This is a genomic window from Mesorhizobium sp. B2-7-1, from assembly GCF_006440735.1.
Taxonomy (GTDB): domain Bacteria; phylum Pseudomonadota; class Alphaproteobacteria; order Rhizobiales; family Rhizobiaceae; genus Mesorhizobium.
Map to the genome: position 1 here is coordinate 1 of NZ_VFUA01000057.1, position 17500 is coordinate 17500.

Below are 17500 nucleotides of genomic sequence, written 5' to 3' on the forward strand. Positions count from 1 at the left end.
AGCGCGTCGCGCTGAACCGGATTCAGGCGACGCGCCTTAAGTCTTTGTTTTGATGCATGTCGTTGTCCCAGAACCGCCGCGCACTTCTGGGCGACATGCATTAGCGAATCAGGCGGCTATCTTCAGGACACGGAAGCTTTCGAGCAATTGCGCCCGGTTGAAGGGTTTCAGCAGATAGCCCTGGGCGCCGGCGCGCTTGGCGCGCATGATCGCCGCGACGTCGACCTCGACCAGCGAGACCAGGATCTGCGGCTTGATGGGGCTTTCCATGGCGCGGATGCGACGAATGAGGTCCGCCGCCTGGACATCGGTCAGGCCGCCGTCGATGACGATGACGTCCGGCATGTCGCCGGCGCACATCTCGGTGGCTTCAAGTCCGCTCGAGGCTTCCATGACAATCATGTCCGAGCCGCCAAGAATGCGTTTTGCGACCTTCCTGATGACGCTCGAATCATCGACGAAAAGGCAGCGCTTCATGTCCGGGTCCTCTTTGCCATCTGCCGAACGGGCAGCCTCCGGGTAACAGGTGGGCACCATAGTCCAATCTGGTAAAGAAGCCGAAAAGCCGTTAGGTAAAGTTTTTCCAAACGGGCGTATCGCGTGGTTCTGGCCCGCGGCGCCGTTACATGGATTTCGACTGGCATTGCTCGATCTGCATCGCCAGCATAAATATTAGCAATTAAACATACTTCAGCTTTTCTTATGCAGCCGTCAGCACGATCTCTTCGGCTGTCGCGTGGATCGAGATCGTCATATTGGCCTCACGCGCCAGAAGCAGCGTGTAGTAAGGCTGGACGGAATGGGCGTCGATCGGCTCTTCCGGCTTATGGCCGGAATGCAGTTCGAGGAATTTCGGCGGAACGCGGAGCATCGGGCCGGCGGCCGACAGCAAAAAACGCGGCTCGGTTTCGAGATTCTCCAGCGTAATCACCAGCTTGCCGCCGCGCGGTATGGCCGCGTTGGCGACGAGAATGAGATTGAGCAGCAGCTTGACCTTGTTCTTGGGCAAGAGCGCCCGGGGGCCGTTCCACACCAGTTCCGGCTTTTCGTTCTTCAGGAAGGCGATGGCCACGGCCTCGGCATCGCCGGTGTCGATCATCATGCCGGCGGAACCCGCGGCACCGAAGGCGATGCGGGCAAACTGCAGCCGCGCCGATGCGTTCCTGGCGCTCTGGCGGATGAGCTTCATGGCGTCTTCGTCGGCGCCGCCCTCGTCGAGCAACTCGAGGCCGTTGTTGATTGCGCCCACCGGCGAAATGATGTCGTGGCAGACGCGGCTGCAAAGCAGCGCCGCGAGATCCGGCGCGGAAAGGGTGAAAAGCTCGGCCATCGTGGAAATCCCTGCTTCAAGTCACTTGTTCATGGCCGAGCGACCGTTTTCGCGCCTGCCCACACGAATCACGCTCTTTTCCAAGGCTTTCTGAATACACAGGGCCCGAGCGCGCATCAACAAATCCAAAATTGTCGGCGGCGAAAATGGTGTGTTCGCGGGGGGAAACCCGCCACCGAGGCGCAAGCGCAGCCTTCGAACGGCCATCTTCGTGTGGGAGCTTAATGGTTGAAAAAGGATTACGGCATAGTTTGCCCGTGATAGCCACCCTGAACGGCCGGCAAGAGCCGCAGGGGTGCGAGGCGTCGGCGAAAGTGCTCCCTGACGGAGATTGGAAGCATGTTTTCCCGATACTACGACCGGACGTTCGTCCGCGTCCTCACCATGACCATCACACTCCTGGGGGCTTTGGTCCTTTCGACCTCGGCTTTGCGGGCTCAGCAGTACACCGCTCAGGAAATCGTCGATTCCGGTCATAAATTCTTCGGCGAGACGTCGGGCGGCCTCGCCACCGTCGTCGAGAAGATCTTTGCCTCCTACGGCCTGCCCAACGGCTACCTGCTCGGCGAGGAAGGATCCGGCGCGCTGATCGGCGGCCTGACCTATGGCGAGGGGACGCTCTACACCAAGAACGCCGGCGACCATAAGGTGTTCTGGCAAGGTCCCTCGCTCGGCTGGGATTTCGGTGGCGAGGGATCGCGAGTGATGATGCTGGTCTACAACCTCGACGACATCAGCAGTCTCTACAACCGCTTCGGCGGCGTTGCAGGCTCCGCCTATGTCATTGCGGGCGTCGGTTTCAACGTATTGCAGGCCAACCGGGTGATGCTGGTCCCGATCCGCACCGGTGTCGGCGCCCGTCTCGGGGTCAATCTCGGCTATCTGAAGCTCACCGAAAGGCCGACCTGGAACCCATTCTGATCGGATTCCGCTCGCTGCAATCGCTCGGACAGTGCTGATCGCGCCGCGGCAAGCTCTTGCCGCGGCGTTGAATTTCCGCCATGCCAAGGTGGCACAATCCCGCGATTGCCGCTCCGTAAAGTGGATAGCACGCCTTGGTCCAGTCGGTCCTTTTCTTCGTACTCGGTTTCCTTTGCGCCGTCTTTCTGGTGTCGCTGGTCGCGCCGGCGGTCTGGCGGCGGGCCGTTATCCTGACGCGCAGGCGCCTCGAGGCTTCGCTGCCGCTGACGCAAGCCGAAATCCAGGCGGACAAGGACCGCGTCCGGGCCGAATATGCCATGACGACGCGCCGGCTGGAGATAACCGTCAAGAACCTGCAGGAGAAGACGGCCGAACAGCTCGTCGAGATCGGTCGCGGGCGCGAGGCCTTGAAGGGGCTCGCGGTCGAAAAGAAGGACAAGAACCAGGCGCTCTCCGATCTGCAGGCCAAGAATGCGGAGCTCAGGCAGCGCGAGGAGGATCTGCATCGGCTGTCGGACAAGCATGCACAGACGGAGCGGGCGTTGGAGAAGCGCGCGCTGGAGCTGCAGAAGCTCGAGCAGATGTATGACGACGCCAGCTTCTCATCCTCGAACCGCCAGATCGAGTTGGTGGCCCGCGAATCGGAACTGGAAAAGCTCGCCAGCGACATTGCGTTGCTCAAGGGCCAGCGCAAGGAGGCGGAACGCCGCAACCAGGAGGTCGCGTCGGAAAGCAAGGCCGCTCGCGAGGCATTGAAGGCGGAGAAGAAGAGGGCGGCCGAGCTCGACAAGAAGGTCGAGCGGCTGCTTGCCACGCTTGCCGACCGCGAGGAAAAGCTCGACCGGCGCGAGAAGGATCTCGCTCGAATGCGCGAACGCCCGAAGGAAAGCGCTGCAAACGGCGTCGCGCAGCTGGCTGCCGGCACGAATGCGAAAAGTGACGACGTCGACAAGGCAATCGCCAGGCTCGAGGGCGACCGGGAACGGCTGGAGGCAAGGCTGACGGCGCTGGCGCGCGAGAACAAGCGGTTGAAAACCGATCTTGCCGCCTCGGGAACGGCAATGCCGGACCCGGCGGGCGAAGCCCGTTCCGGCGCCGGCCTTCGCGAACAAATGAACGAGCTGGCGGCCGAGGTGGTCAATCTGACGATGAAACTCGACGGGCCGGACTCGCCCATCGCCAAGGCCCTGGCGGGCGAGGGACAGCAGAACGGGCGCGGCGTCAGCCTTGCCGACCGCGTGAGGGCCCTGCAGAAGGCCGGCTCTGCCAACTGAGGTGTGGTGAGCATTCAGGTGAGGCCGGCCTGCAAATGGCGGCTTCCTGCGCTTCCGGTGCTCACGTACTTTAAGTACGCTCCGCTCCGGTTTTCGGAATCCGCCATTTTCGACTCGGCCTGACCCGAAATTTCACCACACCTCCGGCGTCGCAGCTATTTGGGCTCCTCTTGGGCTACCGGTTCGAAAATTGATGCAGGGCTATTGCCGACGCGGCGGCGACGTTCAGGCTGTCGAACCCTTCCGCCATGGCGATCCGCACAGTGTGCAGCCTTACGAGCAGGTCTTGCGGCAGTCCTTCGCCTTCGGTGCCGAGATAAAGCGCCAGGCGGGCCGAGCGCTCCGCGGCGCGGATGTCGATATTTCCGCGTGGCGAGAGGGCGAACTGGCTGAAGCCAAGCCGATCGAGCGTCGCGGTGAAGGCTCCGGTCTCGCCGAACAAAGCGAAGGGGACCTTCAGCGCCGCGCCGACCGAAACACGGATCGCCTTGCGGTAGAGCGGATCGCAACAAGTCTGATCGAGCAGCACCGCGTCCGCGCCGAAGGCCGCGGCATTGCGGAAGATCGCCCCCATATTGTCGTGATTGGATATGCCGACCAGGACGACGGCCAACGCGCGCCGGGGCAAGGTTTCCACCAGAATCTCGGCGGGCGTCGGATCGCCGCGCATGCCGATCGCCAGTATGCCGCGATGCATATGGAAGCCAGCGATCCGGTCCATGACCTCGCCTGCGGCGACATAGACAGGAAAATCCGGAGGCGCCTTGCGCAGGACCTCCTGCACGCCGGCCAGCCTGTTTTCGAGGACGAGGGCGGACTCGGCGGCGAAGCGCCCGGTCGACAGCAACAGGTCCAGCACCACCTTGCCTTCGGCGACGAAGCGGCCATGGCGGCCGACGAGATCGCGCTCGCGGATGTCGAGATAGGCGGCGACGCGCGGGTCGCGAGGATCGTCGATGGGGATGAGGTTCATGCAAATCTCGCCGGCAGAAATTGCCAGCGAGGTAAGGGGCTTTGGATAGCGCGGGTCAAGCCCCGGCGCGGCGCAACCGATAGGCCATCTGGGAGAGGTCGCCGTCGCCGAAAATGCCTTCCAGCATGCGAAGCAATTCGCGCACCGCTTCGGATCTGCAGGAATAATAGATCATCTGGCGGTCGCGTCGGGTCTCGACGAGATCGAGCGCCCTCAGCTTGGCAAGATGCTGCGACAGCGCGGATTGGCTGAGTTGCACCTTCTCGGCGATGGCGCCGACCGACATTTCGTCGTCGATCAGATGGGCCACGATCAGCAGGCGCTTTTCGTTGCCCATGAGAGTGAGAAACGCGGCTGCCGATTCCGCATTGGCGATTAGCTTATTAGAGATCATAGATCCCCCAAGGGTCCTGGCTCATCCAAGCGCCAGGGGGCAATGGCGCCTGATTCCGCAATGTTCAGATGTCGATAGGCGCTGCTGAATCAGCGTCACTACAAGGGTAGATCATTTCGTTCAAATCTCAAGCGTTGCTTTCGCCGGCGCACGATCAACTATCGCTCTTGCTCTGCCACGCGTCCCGCCTTTGCCATCTCGACAAGCGCCGAACGCAAGTCGTGCGCGCTCTGCAGAGGCTGGGGAAAGAAAATCCTGCAGGTCGCATCCGGGGCGGCGAGATCCATGCCATCGGGGTCGAAGCCGGTGGCGATCCAGCCGTCGCCCTCGGCATGGCCGAAATGGCGGGCATAAAGGGCAAGCGCGTCGCGATGATCGGCATTCATGTGATCGAGCGCCGCTTGTTCGCCGCGGGCGAACTCCTCGACAAGGGCTGCGCCGGTGATGAAATCGTCGCGCTCGAGAAGAAAGGCCTTGCCGAAGCCGCCGTTCAGGCTGGCGCGCTCGGGCTCGAGCCGGAAGAACGAGAAGTCGCCGAGCCCCACATAGAGCTTCGCCTTCGGATTGCGGTTGAGGTAGCGCCGTTCGGCCCGGACCTGATCGGCCGCTCCCCGCTCCAGCCGCAGGGCCCGGCATGCCAGGCTGATGCGTGGGTGCGCCAGCGGGTCGCCCTTGCCGGGTTCGCCAAGCAGCAGCGAGCAGCGCGGATCGGCGAGCAACGCACCGGTGTGCGCGGACAGCATCGAGACCAGGATCAGCGGCGTGCCGTCGATGTCGGTGGCGACGCCGACCCTGCTTGCCAGCGGCGCGCCGGTGCCAGGCTCGATCGCCGCAAGCGCGCCGAAACGCGCCGCGCGGATCAGGGTTTTCGCCAGCCTGATCGCCTCGGCATCGGTCTCGCGGATGACGTCCTTTTTCGGTTCGGTCACGAGCTCACCCCAGATAAGTTGATTTCCGTTCTCCGGTTATTGGGCGAGTACACCCGCCTTTGCAAGGGTTGCGATCTCCTCTTCGCCCAAGCCGAAACGGGTCAATATGCCCGCGGGCTGGCGATCGGCCGCAGTCGGCATTGCGGCAGGCACTTGTGAGCCTTGCGAGAAACGCGGCGCCGGCGCCGGGCGGTCGAGCCCGCCGGACTTCACGAAGCTTTGCCTGGCGCGATTGTGCGGGTGGCTCCTGGCTTCGACCAGGGACAGCACGGGCGCCACGCAGGCATCGGTCGCGGCGAAATGCCCGGCCCATTCGTCGCGCGTCTTCGCCTTGATCCGGCCGGCAATGGCGGCGCGCATGGCGGGCCACGACGACTTGTCGTACTGGGTGCCGACGAAATGCGAATCCAGCGGCAACAGCCTGGCGAATTCGGCAAAGAAGCGCGGTTCGAGACAGCCGACGGCAACGTGCCTTGCGTCCGCCGTCTCATAGGTATCGTAGAAAGGCGCGCCGGAATCGAGCAGGTTCTCGCCGCGCCTGTCGGTCCAGAGATCCGACGCCAAGTAGGCGTGGATGGGGGCGGCGAGCATCGAGGCTCCCTCGATCATCGAGGCGTCGACCACCTGGCCCTTTCCGCTGCGCGAGCGCTGGAAAAGAGCGGCGAGCACGCCGGCGATCAACATCATGGCGCCGCCGCCTTGATCCGCGACGAGATTGAGCGGCGGCACCGGCGGCGCGTCCTGCCTGCCGACCGCATGCAAGAGGCCCGCGTAGGCGAGATAGGTGATGTCGTGCCCGGCCCGGCCGGACAGCGGCCCGTCCTGGCCGAAGCCGGTCAGGCGGCCATAGATCAGCGCCGGATTGCGCTGGAGAACGACATCCGGCCCGAGGCCGAGCCGCTCCATCACGCCGGGGCGGAAGCCTTCGATGAGGAGGTCGGCCTTTGCCGCAAGCCGCAGCAGTAGTTCCGCGCCCGCCGGCCGCTTCAGGTCGAGCTTGAGGATGGAACGGCCGTGGCGATCGAGATCGTATTCTTCCGGCAGGCTTAGAAGCGGCTTGCCGGCGTCGGCGCGTTCGACGCGCAGCACCTCGGCGCCCATCTCGGACAGCATCAGGGCGGCAAGCGGCACCGGGCCGAGCCCGGCCAGTTCGATCACCGTCAGGCCGGCGAGCGGACCGGTCTTTCCGGTGGAAGCACCGGCGCCTGTCGGTGAGCCAGTCATCCCTGCTTATTTCGGCGCCATGCGGATGGCACCGTCGAGGCGGATGGTCTCGCCGTTCAGCATCTGGTTCTCGACGATGTGGAGGGCAAGTGCCGCATATTCCGACGGCTCGCCGAGCCGCGACGGGAAAGGCACGGAAGCGCCGAGCGAATCCTGCACCTCCTGCGGCATGCCAGCCATCATCGGTGTCCTGAAGATGCCGGGCGCGATGGTGCAGACGCGAATGCCGGAGCGGGCGAGATCGCGCGCCACAGGCAGCGTCATGCCGACGACGCCGCCCTTGGAAGCCGCGTAGGCGGCCTGGCCGATCTGGCCGTCGTAAGCGGCGACGGAGGCGGTGTTGACGATGACGCCGCGCTCGCCGCCGGCGAGCGGATCGAGCTTCGCCGCCCGGTCGGCGACGAGGCGGATCATGTTGAAGGTGCCGATCAGGTTGATCTCGACCACCTTGCGGTACTGGTCAAGCGGATGCGGTCCGTCCTTGCCGATCGTCTTCACGCCGATGGCGATGCCGGCGCAATTGACGAGGATGCGCGGTTGTCCAAGCTTTTCAGCCACTTCGGCGATCGCGGCGGCAGCGCTCTCTCCACTGCTGACATCGCATTGGACGGCAACGCCACCGATGTCGGCCGCGACTTTCGCCGCGCGCTCGATGCCCACGTCGAGGATGGCGACGCGGGCGCCCTTGGCCGCCAACGCGCGCGCCGTCGCCTCGCCAAGGCCGGATCCCCCGCCGGTGACGATCGCGATCTGGCCGTTCGGGGTCATGCAAGCCTCCCAGGGTTTCGAATTATGCTAAGAAGCGCGCAAAGGTGGCGCAACCGCAATAGCCGGGTCGACTGACGGCTGCGCATTGGCGGCAGGTCGCGCCAAGGCCGGGGCAAATTCGGCGACCCTCGCCATATTGGTGTGACAGACATCGCCGGCAAAGCGAGCGACGGCTCCGGGCTTGATTTCATGATGCAGCAGCCGGTCGAGATCGACCGGGCGCGGCATGGTGATCTGCCCGCGCGGAAAGCGCTTGAAGCCGAGCGGTCCGTAGTATGGCTCGTCGCCAACCAGGATGACGGCGGGCGCGCCGGCCTTCCTGGCTGCCTCCAGCGCGATCGCCACCAGCTTTCGGCCGATGCCGAGATTCTTGTAGGCGGGGCGCACCGCAAGCGGGCCGAGCATCATGGCGCGTCCGGCGCCCGCGGCCACGCGCGTCATGCGCACCGAAGCGATGACCGTGCCGTCCTTGACGGCGACAAAGGACATCGAGCGGTCATGCCCGCCGGCCTCGCGGATCTTGTAGGCGGCAAGCACGAAACGGCCGGGGCCGAAGGCCTCGTCGTTGATGGCTTCGATTTCAGCATCATGCGCCGGGGTTTCCGGCAGGTATTTCACGTCGGCAAGGCTCATGGTCTTTGCGTTCCGGTATGCGAGGAAGGTTTGCTGCAAACGGCAGCGTTCGCCAGTCAGCGCTTGTTAAGCGCGGGCGCCCTTTCGTCGTCGGTCGAACCGGATAGAGGCAAAGTCGAACATGGGCGCTTCCGCTAGCACCAATTTTGTGCCGCCGCAATCGGTGCTTTCCGGCTTTCTTTGCGTCGCACGGGGAACTTGTCCGTCTCTGGACCGGTTCGTCATTTGACGAACTGTTCAGCGCCTGGGGGCTTCGCCAGGCCGATCATGGGCCTAGATAAATTCGAACCGCAGGGAGATTTTCCGCATGGGATTGTTGATTGAAGGCAGATGGCAGGATCGCGCGCCCAATACCGACAGCGGCGGCCGGTTCGTGCGAACGGAGTCGCAATGGCGCGACTGGATCACGCGCGACGGCAGGCCGGCGGAAGGCCGCACGCGAGGCTTCAAGGCGGAACCCGGCCGCTATCACCTCTATGTGTCGCTCGCCTGCCCATGGGCACATCGCACGCTGATCTTCCGCGCCCTGAAGAAGCTGGAAGGCATCATCTCCGTGTCCGTGGTGCACCACTTCATGGGCGAAAACGGCTGGACCTTCAAAGCCGAGGACGGCGCCACCGGGGACACGCTCTACGGCCTCGATTTCCTGCACCAGATCTATGCCAAGGCCGATCCGGCCTACTCAGGCCGCGTGACCGTGCCGGTGCTGTGGGACAAAAGGCAAGAGACGATCGTCAACAACGAATCCTCCGAGATCATCCGCATGCTCAATTCCGCCTTCGACGAATGGGGCGAGGCGGGTCTCGACTTCTACCCGGCGGCGCTGCGCGCACAGATCGACAGGATCAACGCGCTGGTCTATCCGGCGATCAACAACGGCGTCTATCGCGCCGGCTTCGCCACCGCGCAGAAAGCCTATGAGGAAGCGTTCGGCGAATTGTTCTTAGCGCTCGATACGATCGAGGAGCGGCTTTCGAAGCAGCGCTATCTGACCGGCGAGCACATCACCGAGGCCGACTGGCGGTTGTTCACGACGCTGGTTCGTTTCGATCCGGTCTATGTCGGCCACTTCAAATGCAATTTGCGCCGCATCGCCGACTATCCGAATCTGTCCAACTATCTGCGCGATCTCTATCAGGTGCCCGGCGTCCCGGGCACGGTCAACCTGCATCACATCAAGGCGCACTATTACGGCAGCCACAGATCGATCAATCCAACGGGAATCGTTCCGGTGGGGCCGGAGCTTGATTACGCGGCATCGCATGATCGGGGCAGGTTCAGGAAGGCGGCATGAAGCTGCCTGGCGATGAAAGCCTATCGGAAAGGCTCGGTGTCGAGTTGAGCCTGCCTCTTGCTGTGGGCCTTCAAAAGAGTTTTGCCGAACCGGCTGGAAAAGCCGATAGCGTTGACGCAAAGTCCGAAAATCGTACCGATAATCAGCAGAATGATCCAAATCTTGGCGGGAACGTCGCTTGCGCTTCCCGGTGCGGCTCCTGCCGCAATTGAAAACAACATCATGACTGCTGAAAACAGCACGGTGGCCACCGTTGAAAGAAAGACCACCTTCCAATACTCGCTCCGGTCAAAAAGCCTGCCGTTGCGCCTTATGAAGACCGAATATGCGGCAAGCGTGGATGCGAAAATCATCACGAAGCTGGCTGCCGTGTTCGCCTTTTCGACCAAATCAGGAGCAATATAACCAACCGTCGCCCATATTGCCGTCAATATCATTGTGGTCACAATGTAAATGGCAACGCAGGGCCATACATTGGCTGGCTTGGTGGTTTCCGCTGCCATGCAGACGCCTCCAGCGATCTATAAACGCGATTGCGTTATTGATCCCCTGAAGAAGATCACGTCTTCTTGAAATCACCAATAGGGCGATACACGTTCTCCGCTAAATATTTCTTCGATTCTTCGCCTCGTCGCCGAGGTCGCATCTTCCGGCAAGCGATCGAGCGGGAAGAAGCCGGCTTCGGCGATCTCATGGTCCGGCAATTTCGGCGCCGTCTGGCTGAAGGCTTCAATCAAGTAGAAGCCGACATGGTCGCGTCTGCTGGAGCGGCGGTTGAAATGCATCGACTTCAGCACCGGCGGGGCGGTCAGCGCGATGTTGCCTTCCTCGGCAAGCTCGCGCGCCAGCGCCTCTTCGAGCGTCTCGCCGGCTTCGACGCCGCCGCCCGGCAACTGCCAGCCGGGGACATAGGTGTGGCGGATCAGGAAGACGGAATTGGAGGGGCGGTCATAGATCAGGCCGCGCACGCCGAGCGTCATCGGACGGCGCAGCAGGAAGAAAAGATGGAACAGCCTTGCCCGCAGGCCCGGCCAGCCGGTCTGACGGAACGCTTCCTCGGGATCAGCCGCGCCACTCATCCGACCATCGCCGAACGAACAGCAAAGGGTGAGTGGAAAGCCAGGCTTGCGTCGCTTAAGAAGGAGGAATGTTCAGGCTTGCGCATATTTCCGACGCTCATCTGGGACCGCTGCCCGATGTAACCTATCGCGACCTCGCGTCCAAGCGCGTGCTGGGCTACGTCAACTGGCAGCGCAACCGACGCCGCCATATGCATGACGCAGTGATCGACACCATTGTCGCCGACATCAAGGCGAACGCGCCGGACCATCTCGCCGTCACGGGAGACCTCGTCAATCTGGCGCTCGACGGCGAGATCGAGATGGCCAAGCACTGGCTGGAGACGCTTGGATCGCCGCACGACGTTTCCGTGGTCCCCGGCAATCACGATGCCTATGTGCCGGGCGCCTTCGACAAGGTTTGCCGGGCATGGGCTCCGTGGATGACGGGCGACGGCGTCAACAGTCCGGTCGACCGCAATTCCTTTCCGTATCTGCGCGTGCGCGGCAATGTCGCGCTGATCGGCGTCACCACGGCGCGCGCCACCGCGCCCTTCATGGCCAACGGCTTCTTCATGGAGGGGCAGGCCGAGCGGCTCGGCAAGGTTCTCGACGACGCGGCGAAAAAAGGGCTGTTCCGCGCCATCATGATCCACCACCCGCCGGTGCGCGGCGCCGTCACGCAGCATAAGCGGCTGTTCGGCATCGCCCGTTTCCACAAGGTGATTCGCCGTCATGGCGCGGAGCTGGTCCTGCACGGCCATTCGCATCTGCCGTCCTTGTTCACCATCGGAGCACGTGGCGCCAAGGTGCCCGTCGTCGGGGTTGCCGCCGCGGGCCAGGCGCCGGGCGGCAAGCATCCGGCCGCCCAGTACAATCTGTTCGAGATCGACGGCGAAAAGGGCGCTTGGCGCGCGCGCTTGACGCGGCGCGGCCTGACCGGGCCGGCGCTGCCGCCATCGGACCTGCAGGTCACGGATATCGAGGTGCCGGCCGTGAAGGACCGTGAACTCGTCAGAAGCTGATCTTCATATGCGCGATGCGGTCCCAGAACATCGCCAGCGAAACCGCCAGGCCGACAAGGGCGCCGGCGGCGATCAGGCCGAGGCCGGCGAAGAAGGTCGTCCAGCCGTTGCTGCGTCGGGTTTCGGATTGGATGGGCGGCTCCGCTTCCCGGACAACGGGGCGATGCAGGCCGGGAACGGCGCTCTCCATGCTCCCTTCCATCATGCGCTGCCGCTCGACGACACGTTCCGCCACATAGCGCGTCACCGCATCGGCGGCGGCTTTCATCTCGGTCGATTCGGCCAGCACCACACGGCCGACGCGCGTATCCTTGAGGAAACGGTAGGTGCGGCGGTCGCGTCCCATGGCGACATGGCTCACCGCGTCGATCCATAGCCGCGGCTGCAGGCCGGACGAGACGGCGAAGTCGAAGCTGTCCATGTCGGCCGGGACATCGGCAAAGACCGGGGCAAGCTCGGTTGCCAGGAGATCGAGCCGCATGCGGTGCGCGTCGCGCATCTCCACAATCACATCGTCGCGGTCGGCGAAGGCGTTCTTGACGTCGCGTACCGCGTCGGCGAGCTTCCGCGACGGCTCGATCGGGGTGATTTTGTCGCCTGCATCCTTCATGGCGGCTGCCTCGCTGTTGGTTAACAGCGAGTTAACACAATCCCCGGCAAAATGCACTGCCGACGACGGCCCATGCGATTGCTGTGGTCCGGCGGAAGGGGTTACGGATATTCTTCGGGGTCGGTCCGGAGAGATCAGCTCGCCGCCGCGCCCAGCGGCGGACGCAACCGCCTGCCGCGCCGTCGCGTGTTGCGACGCACGACCTCGGCAACAAGGTCCGGAGCTTCCTCGACCAGCATATGACCCGCGCCGAGAACATGGTGCAGATGGAAATGCGACGGCAGCGCCTCGGCCTGCTCGACCGGCAGCAGCGGATCCTCCGTTCCCCAGGCAACCATCACCCGCATGTCGAGCGTGTCCAGCTGCGCGCGGGGGATGACGCCTTGCCGGTCGTCCCTCGTCATCGCGGCCGCCATGTCGATCAGGGTCTGCAACTGGCCCGGCTGTTTGCGCATCCGGCACAGTGCATCCACCACGTGATCGGGCGGCCCGCTGCGCGGACCCGACATGGCCGCAAGGCTGGCGCGGATCTGTTTCCTGCCGGCCGCGGCGGCGTAGCGGCGCAGCAAGGCTGCGTTGATTTCCGGGCCGAAGCCGCCGGGCGCCAACAGAGTGAGCGAGGCAATCCTGTCGGGGTCGGCAAGCGCCATCAATGTCGCGATCGCGCCGCCCATGGAGTGACCGACGAGATGAACCTTGCCCAACTGGCGCGCGGCTAGATCGGCCAGGATGGCCCGCGCGGCCGGCTTGGCGCCGCCCATGCCTTCGCATTCCAGTGATTGTCCATGGCCCGGCAGATCGTAGGCAAGCATTCTCGCTTCCGCCGCCAGCGATGCCACGACGTCACGCCAGATCTCACGGCAAGCCCCGAAGCCGTGCAGAAAGACGATCGTCTTCGGGCCAGCGCCGCCTTCGACGGCATAAGGGAATGGAAGCATGAAAAATGGTGGAGTGAGCAAGACGGGCAACAATCGCAAATTGTGGCTGAATTGCTCCCGAACCAGACCGATGGCCAGTAAAATCTTTGCGACCGCAGCGCCCCGTCGGGCGCCCGGCGCGCAACCATGTCCCAATATTCGCATATTTGCCGGATCGCAGCGTCATATTTTGCGCGCTGCAGCGATCGGGTGGCCCAAACGAAAGCGGAAACTGTGTTTAGCTCGGGTTGCCGATCCCGGCGGCCCGCAAGGACTGCACCAGCCGATCGGTGAGATCGCCGGGGTATTTGCGATCGACGAATGTCGCGCGCGGGTTGGCGGCGAAGTTCGGGAATTCGGCGGTGAGCTCGTTGGCAATCTCGCCCGCCAGCTTGTCGCGGCCCGAAATCCTGGCGCCGATCAGGCGCGCGGCGAGGTAATGCGACTTCGATGTCGTCGTGCGCAGCGACTCGCTGGCGATCGCGGCCTTCTTCATATCGCCCTGCATGAAGGCTCCGACGAACAGGCCATAATCCCACCAGGTCGGATGGCCGCTGAAGGCTTCCACCGCGTGGCCCAGGATCGGCGTTCCCTCATCATATTTGCCGGCGAAGATGAGCCCGTAGCCATAGGCGGCGGCCATGCCGAGATCATACGGGTTGAGCTCGTAGGCCTTTCGCATCAACCGGATGGCCTCGTCCGTGTTGCCGAGGCGAGAGTTGAGATAGCCTAAGGCGCGATGCGCGTGCGGGCTCGTCGGCCCCATCTGGACGGCGCGGTGCGCAAGCGACATGGCCTTTTCGAGCGTCGCTTCCGGCGGATAGGCATAGTGGGAGTTGACGGCCTCCACGTGAAGCGAGGCCAACTCCGCGTAGACAAGCGACGATTTGGTGCCTTCGCCGACAAGCTTCTCCAGGCAGCGATAGGCAATCTCGTGCGTCTGGGCGCTCATGTCGAGATAATAGCGGTCGTCGAGCACCAGGCATCCGATCTGGCTGGTCCGGATGTCGCTCTGGTCGATGTAGCTGTAGATCGCGCCCGAAGCGGGAACGGTCGAGGTGAGAAGGCTGGCGATGTTGCTTTCAACCGCACCGGGGGCGCTTTCGGCCGATGTCAGGTTGCGCGACAGGAGAACCCGCCCGGTCGCGACGCTCTGCAATTCGACCGTGACGTCGCCGGCAGCGGGCCCGGGAACAATTTCGAAAACGAAACTGATCGGATCGGCGGATTGATCGCGCGTCGAATCCGCGTCGCGTCCGATGAAATCGATGGTGTCGAAACCCGCGAGCCCGGCGCGCAGCGACGACGCGACGCGAGTCGCCTCCGCTCCATCGGCTTTCACCGCAATGTAGATCAGCGGCAGGGAATCGAATGCCGGCTGGGCGGCGGCCCCGGCCAGGCGCGCCGTTTCAACCGTCGCGGTCGTGTCGCCGCCGTTGAGGAAGGCATTGCTTTGACGCACGATGAGCACACCGAGCATGGCAATGACCAGGACCATGGCCGCCCAGAAGAAGCGTAGCTGCCATGTGAGCGACCGCGAAGGCGCCGCCGGCGCCATCAGCGCCATAGGCTCGCCGGGCGTCGGGCCATCGAGATATTCAGCCGAAGCCGGAGCGGCATCGGCCGATGCGTCGGGTCGCGCGATGGTACCGGAGGCGGCCCTGGCCCCGCCTGGCAGACGGATCGCGTTCAGCTCATAGGAAGGGACATAACCGCCGCGCGGGATCGCGATGCGCACCGGCTCGGCGACACCTTCATTGGCGAAATACTGCTCCAGGAGCTCGCGCAGGCGACCGGCCTGGACCCTGACCACGGCATCGGTGGAGGCGTCGAAATCGCCGTCCTTGCCGAAGACGTCCATGGCGATGGAAACGCCCTTCAGCCTGTCCGCCTCGCCAGCCTGCTCGCGTTCGACGAGATAGCGTAAAAGCCTGCGCGCACGTTCGGAGCGTCCGAACGTTTCGCTGGCAAGCAGTCGCTCCAATGTCTCGCGCACTGCGGGGGCGGCAGGCGGGGCATGCTCCAAGTGTCGATCCTTCCGAAGTCGGCACAGGTTAGGGCGCGATAATATAGCGCTCGCGCCGGCGCACAAGGATGCTTCTATTATGCGATCGCGTAAGCCACCGGAAATTCCTCCGGCGGTTAACGAATGGCAGGATCTCGCGTCTGTCGTTGAAGCGCGGCGCATTGGATGCGCCGCACTTCGATCGATTGGCGCTCAGCCAGCTTTATGGCCGATAATGCGATTGGCGGCCGAAACAACGGCCTCGAGCGAGGCGGCGACTATGTTGGTGTTGATGCCGGCGCCGAACAGCTTGCCGCCCGGATACTCCATTTCGACATAGGAGATCGCCGAGGCGTTGGAGCCGCGCTGCAAGGAATGCTCTGAATAGTCCAGCACCGACATGTCGACGCCGACATGGCGCGAAAGCGCATCGACAAAGCCGTCGATCGGGCCGGTGCCCGAGCCGGTGATGGTCACTTCCTTGCCGTTGTCGATGATATCCGCTTCGACCATGCGCCGGCCCTTCACCTCGGTGTCGGGGTAGGTGCGATGGTCGAGGAACTTCAGCCGCGCGCCGGGCTGGTCGACATAGGTTTCGAGGAAGCGTTCGTGGATGCGCTTGACCGGCACTTCCTTGCCTTCCGCATCGGTGATCGCCTGGATCGCCTGGCTGAACTCGATCTGCAGGTTGCGCGGCAAATTGAGGCCGTAGTCCGCCTGCAGCACATAGGCGATGCCGCCTTTGCCCGACTGCGAGTTGATGCGGATGATCGCCTCGTAGGTGCGGCCGACATCGGCCGGATCGATCGGCAGATAGGGCACTTCCCAGATTGGCGTGTTGGCCTTCTTCAGGGCCTTCATGCCCTTGTTGATGGCGTCCTGATGCGAGCCGGAGAAAGCCGTGTAGACCAGTTCGCCGACATAAGGATGGCGTTCCGGGATCTTCAGCTGGTTGGAATATTCGTAGACGTCCTTCATCCGGTTGATGTCGGAGCAGTCGAGCTCCGGATCGACGCCCTGGGTGAACATGTTGAGCGCCAGCGTGACGATATCGACATTGCCGGTGCGCTCGCCATTGCCGAACAGCGTTCCCTCGACGCGGTCGGCGCCGGCCATCAGGCCGAGCTCGGTGGTGGCGATGCCGGTGCCGCGGTCGTTATGCGGATGCAGCGAGATGATCAGGTTCTCGCGGTTGTCGAGGTTGCGGCACATCCACTCGATGCGGTCGGCATAGACGTTGGGCGTCGACATCTCGACCGTCGAGGGCAGGTTGATGATCAGCTTGTTGTCAGCCGTCGGCTTCACGATCTCGGTGACGGCGTTGCAGATCTCCAGCGCGACGTCGAGCTCGGTGCCGGTGAAGCTTTCGGGCGAATATTCGAAGCGATAGCCGCCGCCGGCCTTGGCCGCCATGTCGGTGATCATCTTGGCGGCGTCGGTGGCGATGCGCTTGATGCCGGCGACGTCCTTTTCGAAGACGACGCGGCGCTGCAATTCACTGGTCGAATTGTAGAAATGCACGATCGGGCGATGTGCGCCCGTCAGCGCCTCGAAGGTCCGCGTGATCAGCTCCGGCCGGCACTGCACCAGCACCTGGAGCGATACATCGCGCGGCACGCCGCCTTCCTCGATGCACCAGCGGGCGAAGTCGAAATCCGTCTGCGAGGCCGAGGGGAAGCCGATCTCGATTTCCTTGAAGCCCATGTCGATCAACAGCGCGAACATGCGCGCCTTGCGTTCATGCCCCATCGGATCGATCAGCGCCTGGTTGCCGTCGCGCAGGTCGACCGAGCACCAGATCGGCGCCTTGTCGATGATCTTGTTCGGCCAGGTGCGGTCGGTCAGGCCGACGGTCGGGTAGGATTGGTATTTGCGCGCCGCGTCCGGCATATGGCCGGCCGCGTGCTTGCCGGCTTCAGTCTCGCCGGCGCGGATTTCTTCTCGTGCGTTCATCGTCTCTTCTCCGGGCGGCTCGCATGTTCGCCTTGGGCGGATTGATGGCGAGCGTCGCCTCTACCAGAATTTCGTTCGCTTGATTATGACTTTAGCCAAGGAGCATACGCCTGAGGGCGGCTGGTACCGACCGCCGGGCGCTCCTTCAGCGAACCCGGCGATCGCCGATAAGGCCGAGAAGAAGCAGGGTCG

Annotated in this window: 19 protein-coding genes; 5 read left to right on the forward strand and 14 right to left on the reverse strand. The window is 63.6% G+C overall.

Annotation, left to right across the window (positions count from 1 at the left end; translation table 11 throughout):
- Positions 1 to 108: 108 nt before the first annotated feature.
- Together FJ471_RS20525 and FJ471_RS20530 are read right to left on the reverse strand one after the other, a co-directional pair.
- Positions 109 to 477, reverse strand: coding sequence for a response regulator (locus FJ471_RS20525; protein ID WP_140806571.1), 369 nt, complete (start codon positions 475 to 477; stop codon positions 109 to 111).
- Between the two features lie 223 nt (positions 478 to 700).
- Positions 701 to 1330 carry a histidine phosphotransferase family protein gene (locus tag FJ471_RS20530; RefSeq protein ID WP_140806576.1) on the reverse strand — a complete coding sequence of 210 codons (630 nt, stop codon included), beginning with the start codon at positions 1328 to 1330 and terminating at the stop codon, positions 701 to 703.
- Positions 1331 to 1714: 384 nt separating this feature from the next.
- On the opposite strand from FJ471_RS20530, the gene FJ471_RS20535 reads away from it, so the two are divergent.
- Together FJ471_RS20535 and FJ471_RS20540 are read left to right on the forward strand one after the other, a co-directional pair.
- A complete protein-coding gene (locus tag FJ471_RS20535; protein WP_246684777.1) occupies positions 1715 to 2251 on the forward strand; it encodes an EipA family protein in 537 nt (178 codons plus the stop codon).
- Between the two features lie 134 nt (positions 2252 to 2385).
- Positions 2386 to 3525: a hypothetical protein gene (locus tag FJ471_RS20540; RefSeq protein WP_140806578.1), complete on the forward strand. Its 1140-nt coding sequence runs from the start codon at positions 2386 to 2388 to the stop codon at positions 3523 to 3525.
- A 175-nt stretch (positions 3526 to 3700) separates the two neighbouring features.
- Here FJ471_RS20540 and FJ471_RS20545 read toward each other — a convergent pair whose 3' ends face one another.
- The 6 genes from FJ471_RS20545 to FJ471_RS20570 all read right to left on the reverse strand — a co-directional run bounded on the left by FJ471_RS20545 (position 3701) and on the right by FJ471_RS20570 (position 8446).
- Positions 3701 to 4498 carry an RNA methyltransferase gene (locus FJ471_RS20545; RefSeq protein ID WP_140806579.1) on the reverse strand — a complete coding sequence of 266 codons (798 nt, stop codon included), beginning with the start codon at positions 4496 to 4498 and terminating at the stop codon, positions 3701 to 3703.
- Positions 4499 to 4553: 55 nt separating this feature from the next.
- On the reverse strand, positions 4554 to 4892 hold the full coding sequence (locus FJ471_RS20550; RefSeq protein ID WP_140806580.1) for a metalloregulator ArsR/SmtB family transcription factor: 339 nt from the start codon (positions 4890 to 4892) through the stop codon (positions 4554 to 4556).
- Between the two features lie 158 nt (positions 4893 to 5050).
- Positions 5051 to 5821 (reverse strand): HugZ family protein, encoded by a 771-nt coding sequence (locus FJ471_RS20555; RefSeq protein WP_140806581.1) that lies wholly within the window; start codon positions 5819 to 5821, stop codon positions 5051 to 5053.
- A 36-nt stretch (positions 5822 to 5857) separates the two neighbouring features.
- Positions 5858 to 7045 carry a CaiB/BaiF CoA-transferase family protein gene (locus tag FJ471_RS20560; protein ID WP_140806582.1) on the reverse strand — a complete coding sequence of 396 codons (1188 nt, stop codon included), beginning with the start codon at positions 7043 to 7045 and terminating at the stop codon, positions 5858 to 5860.
- 6 nt (positions 7046 to 7051) lie between these two features.
- The gene (locus FJ471_RS20565) at positions 7052 to 7813 is read right to left on the reverse strand and encodes a 3-hydroxyacyl-CoA dehydrogenase (protein WP_140806583.1); all 762 of its coding nucleotides are present in this window, start codon (positions 7811 to 7813) and stop codon (positions 7052 to 7054) included.
- 27 nt (positions 7814 to 7840) lie between these two features.
- The gene (locus FJ471_RS20570; protein WP_140806584.1) at positions 7841 to 8446 is read right to left on the reverse strand and encodes an N-acetyltransferase; all 606 of its coding nucleotides are present in this window, start codon (positions 8444 to 8446) and stop codon (positions 7841 to 7843) included.
- 307 nt (positions 8447 to 8753) lie between these two features.
- Between FJ471_RS20570 and FJ471_RS20575 the strand changes: the two genes are divergently transcribed.
- On the forward strand, positions 8754 to 9740 hold the full coding sequence (locus FJ471_RS20575; protein ID WP_140806585.1) for a glutathione S-transferase family protein: 987 nt from the start codon (positions 8754 to 8756) through the stop codon (positions 9738 to 9740).
- A 20-nt stretch (positions 9741 to 9760) separates the two neighbouring features.
- Here the strand turns inward: FJ471_RS20575 and FJ471_RS20580 are convergent, their stop codons facing one another.
- Both FJ471_RS20580 and FJ471_RS20585 read right to left on the reverse strand, forming a co-directional pair.
- Positions 9761 to 10243: an ABZJ_00895 family protein gene (locus tag FJ471_RS20580; RefSeq protein WP_140806586.1), complete on the reverse strand. Its 483-nt coding sequence runs from the start codon at positions 10241 to 10243 to the stop codon at positions 9761 to 9763.
- Positions 10244 to 10315: 72 nt separating this feature from the next.
- Positions 10316 to 10819: an NUDIX domain-containing protein gene (locus FJ471_RS20585; RefSeq protein ID WP_140806587.1), complete on the reverse strand. Its 504-nt coding sequence runs from the start codon at positions 10817 to 10819 to the stop codon at positions 10316 to 10318.
- Positions 10820 to 10887: 68 nt separating this feature from the next.
- On the opposite strand from FJ471_RS20585, the gene FJ471_RS20590 reads away from it, so the two are divergent.
- Positions 10888 to 11823 carry a metallophosphoesterase gene (locus tag FJ471_RS20590; RefSeq protein ID WP_140806588.1) on the forward strand — a complete coding sequence of 312 codons (936 nt, stop codon included), beginning with the start codon at positions 10888 to 10890 and terminating at the stop codon, positions 11821 to 11823.
- Here the strand turns inward: FJ471_RS20590 and FJ471_RS20595 are convergent.
- The gene (locus FJ471_RS20595; protein WP_140806589.1) at positions 11813 to 12433 is read right to left on the reverse strand and encodes a hypothetical protein; all 621 of its coding nucleotides are present in this window, start codon (positions 12431 to 12433) and stop codon (positions 11813 to 11815) included. The genes FJ471_RS20590 and FJ471_RS20595 overlap by 11 nt on opposite strands.
- Positions 12434 to 12567: 134 nt before the next feature.
- Positions 12568 to 13323: an alpha/beta fold hydrolase gene (locus FJ471_RS20600; protein ID WP_246684778.1), complete on the reverse strand. Its 756-nt coding sequence runs from the start codon at positions 13321 to 13323 to the stop codon at positions 12568 to 12570.
- Here FJ471_RS20600 and FJ471_RS35350 point away from each other — a divergent pair.
- Positions 13219 to 13452: a hypothetical protein gene (locus tag FJ471_RS35350; protein ID WP_224670246.1), complete on the forward strand. Its 234-nt coding sequence runs from the start codon at positions 13219 to 13221 to the stop codon at positions 13450 to 13452. The two genes, FJ471_RS20600 and FJ471_RS35350, sit on opposite strands and share 105 nt — an antisense overlap.
- A gap of 136 nt (positions 13453 to 13588) precedes the next feature.
- On the opposite strand, the gene FJ471_RS20605 is transcribed toward FJ471_RS35350, so the two are convergent.
- Both FJ471_RS20605 and leuA read right to left on the reverse strand, forming a co-directional pair.
- On the reverse strand, positions 13589 to 15376 hold the full coding sequence (locus FJ471_RS20605; protein WP_140806591.1) for a tetratricopeptide repeat protein: 1788 nt from the start codon (positions 15374 to 15376) through the stop codon (positions 13589 to 13591).
- 192 nt (positions 15377 to 15568) lie between these two features.
- The gene (gene leuA / locus FJ471_RS20610) at positions 15569 to 17245 is read right to left on the reverse strand and encodes a 2-isopropylmalate synthase (RefSeq protein WP_181179609.1); all 1677 of its coding nucleotides are present in this window, start codon (positions 17243 to 17245) and stop codon (positions 15569 to 15571) included.
- Positions 17246 to 17500: the final 255 nt, after the last annotated feature.

Coding starts and splice junctions, on each gene's coding strand:
- FJ471_RS20525 (WP_140806571.1), bottom strand. CDS start 477: ATGAAGCGCTGCCTTTTCGTCGATGATTCGAGCGTCATCAGGAAGGTC.
- FJ471_RS20530 (WP_140806576.1), bottom strand. CDS start 1,330: ATGGCCGAGCTTTTCACCCTTTCCGCGCCGGATCTCGCGGCGCTGCTT.
- FJ471_RS20535 (WP_246684777.1), top strand. CDS start 1,715: ATGACCATCACACTCCTGGGGGCTTTGGTCCTTTCGACCTCGGCTTTG.
- FJ471_RS20545 (WP_140806579.1), bottom strand. CDS start 4,498: ATGAACCTCATCCCCATCGACGATCCTCGCGACCCGCGCGTCGCCGCC.
- FJ471_RS20550 (WP_140806580.1), bottom strand. CDS start 4,892: ATGATCTCTAATAAGCTAATCGCCAATGCGGAATCGGCAGCCGCGTTT.
- FJ471_RS20560 (WP_140806582.1), bottom strand. CDS start 7,045: ATGACTGGCTCACCGACAGGCGCCGGTGCTTCCACCGGAAAGACCGGT.
- FJ471_RS20565 (WP_140806583.1), bottom strand. CDS start 7,813: ATGACCCCGAACGGCCAGATCGCGATCGTCACCGGCGGGGGATCCGGC.
- FJ471_RS20570 (WP_140806584.1), bottom strand. CDS start 8,446: ATGAGCCTTGCCGACGTGAAATACCTGCCGGAAACCCCGGCGCATGAT.
- FJ471_RS20575 (WP_140806585.1), top strand. CDS start 8,754: ATGGGATTGTTGATTGAAGGCAGATGGCAGGATCGCGCGCCCAATACC.
- FJ471_RS20580 (WP_140806586.1), bottom strand. CDS start 10,243: ATGGCAGCGGAAACCACCAAGCCAGCCAATGTATGGCCCTGCGTTGCC.
- FJ471_RS20585 (WP_140806587.1), bottom strand. CDS start 10,819: ATGAGTGGCGCGGCTGATCCCGAGGAAGCGTTCCGTCAGACCGGCTGG.
- FJ471_RS20590 (WP_140806588.1), top strand. CDS start 10,888: ATGTTCAGGCTTGCGCATATTTCCGACGCTCATCTGGGACCGCTGCCC.
- FJ471_RS20595 (WP_140806589.1), bottom strand. CDS start 12,433: ATGAAGGATGCAGGCGACAAAATCACCCCGATCGAGCCGTCGCGGAAG.
- FJ471_RS35350 (WP_224670246.1), top strand. CDS start 13,219: ATGGCCCGGCAGATCGTAGGCAAGCATTCTCGCTTCCGCCGCCAGCGA.
- leuA (WP_181179609.1), bottom strand. CDS start 17,245: ATGCCGGACGCGGCGCGCAAATACCAATCCTACCCGACCGTCGGCCTG.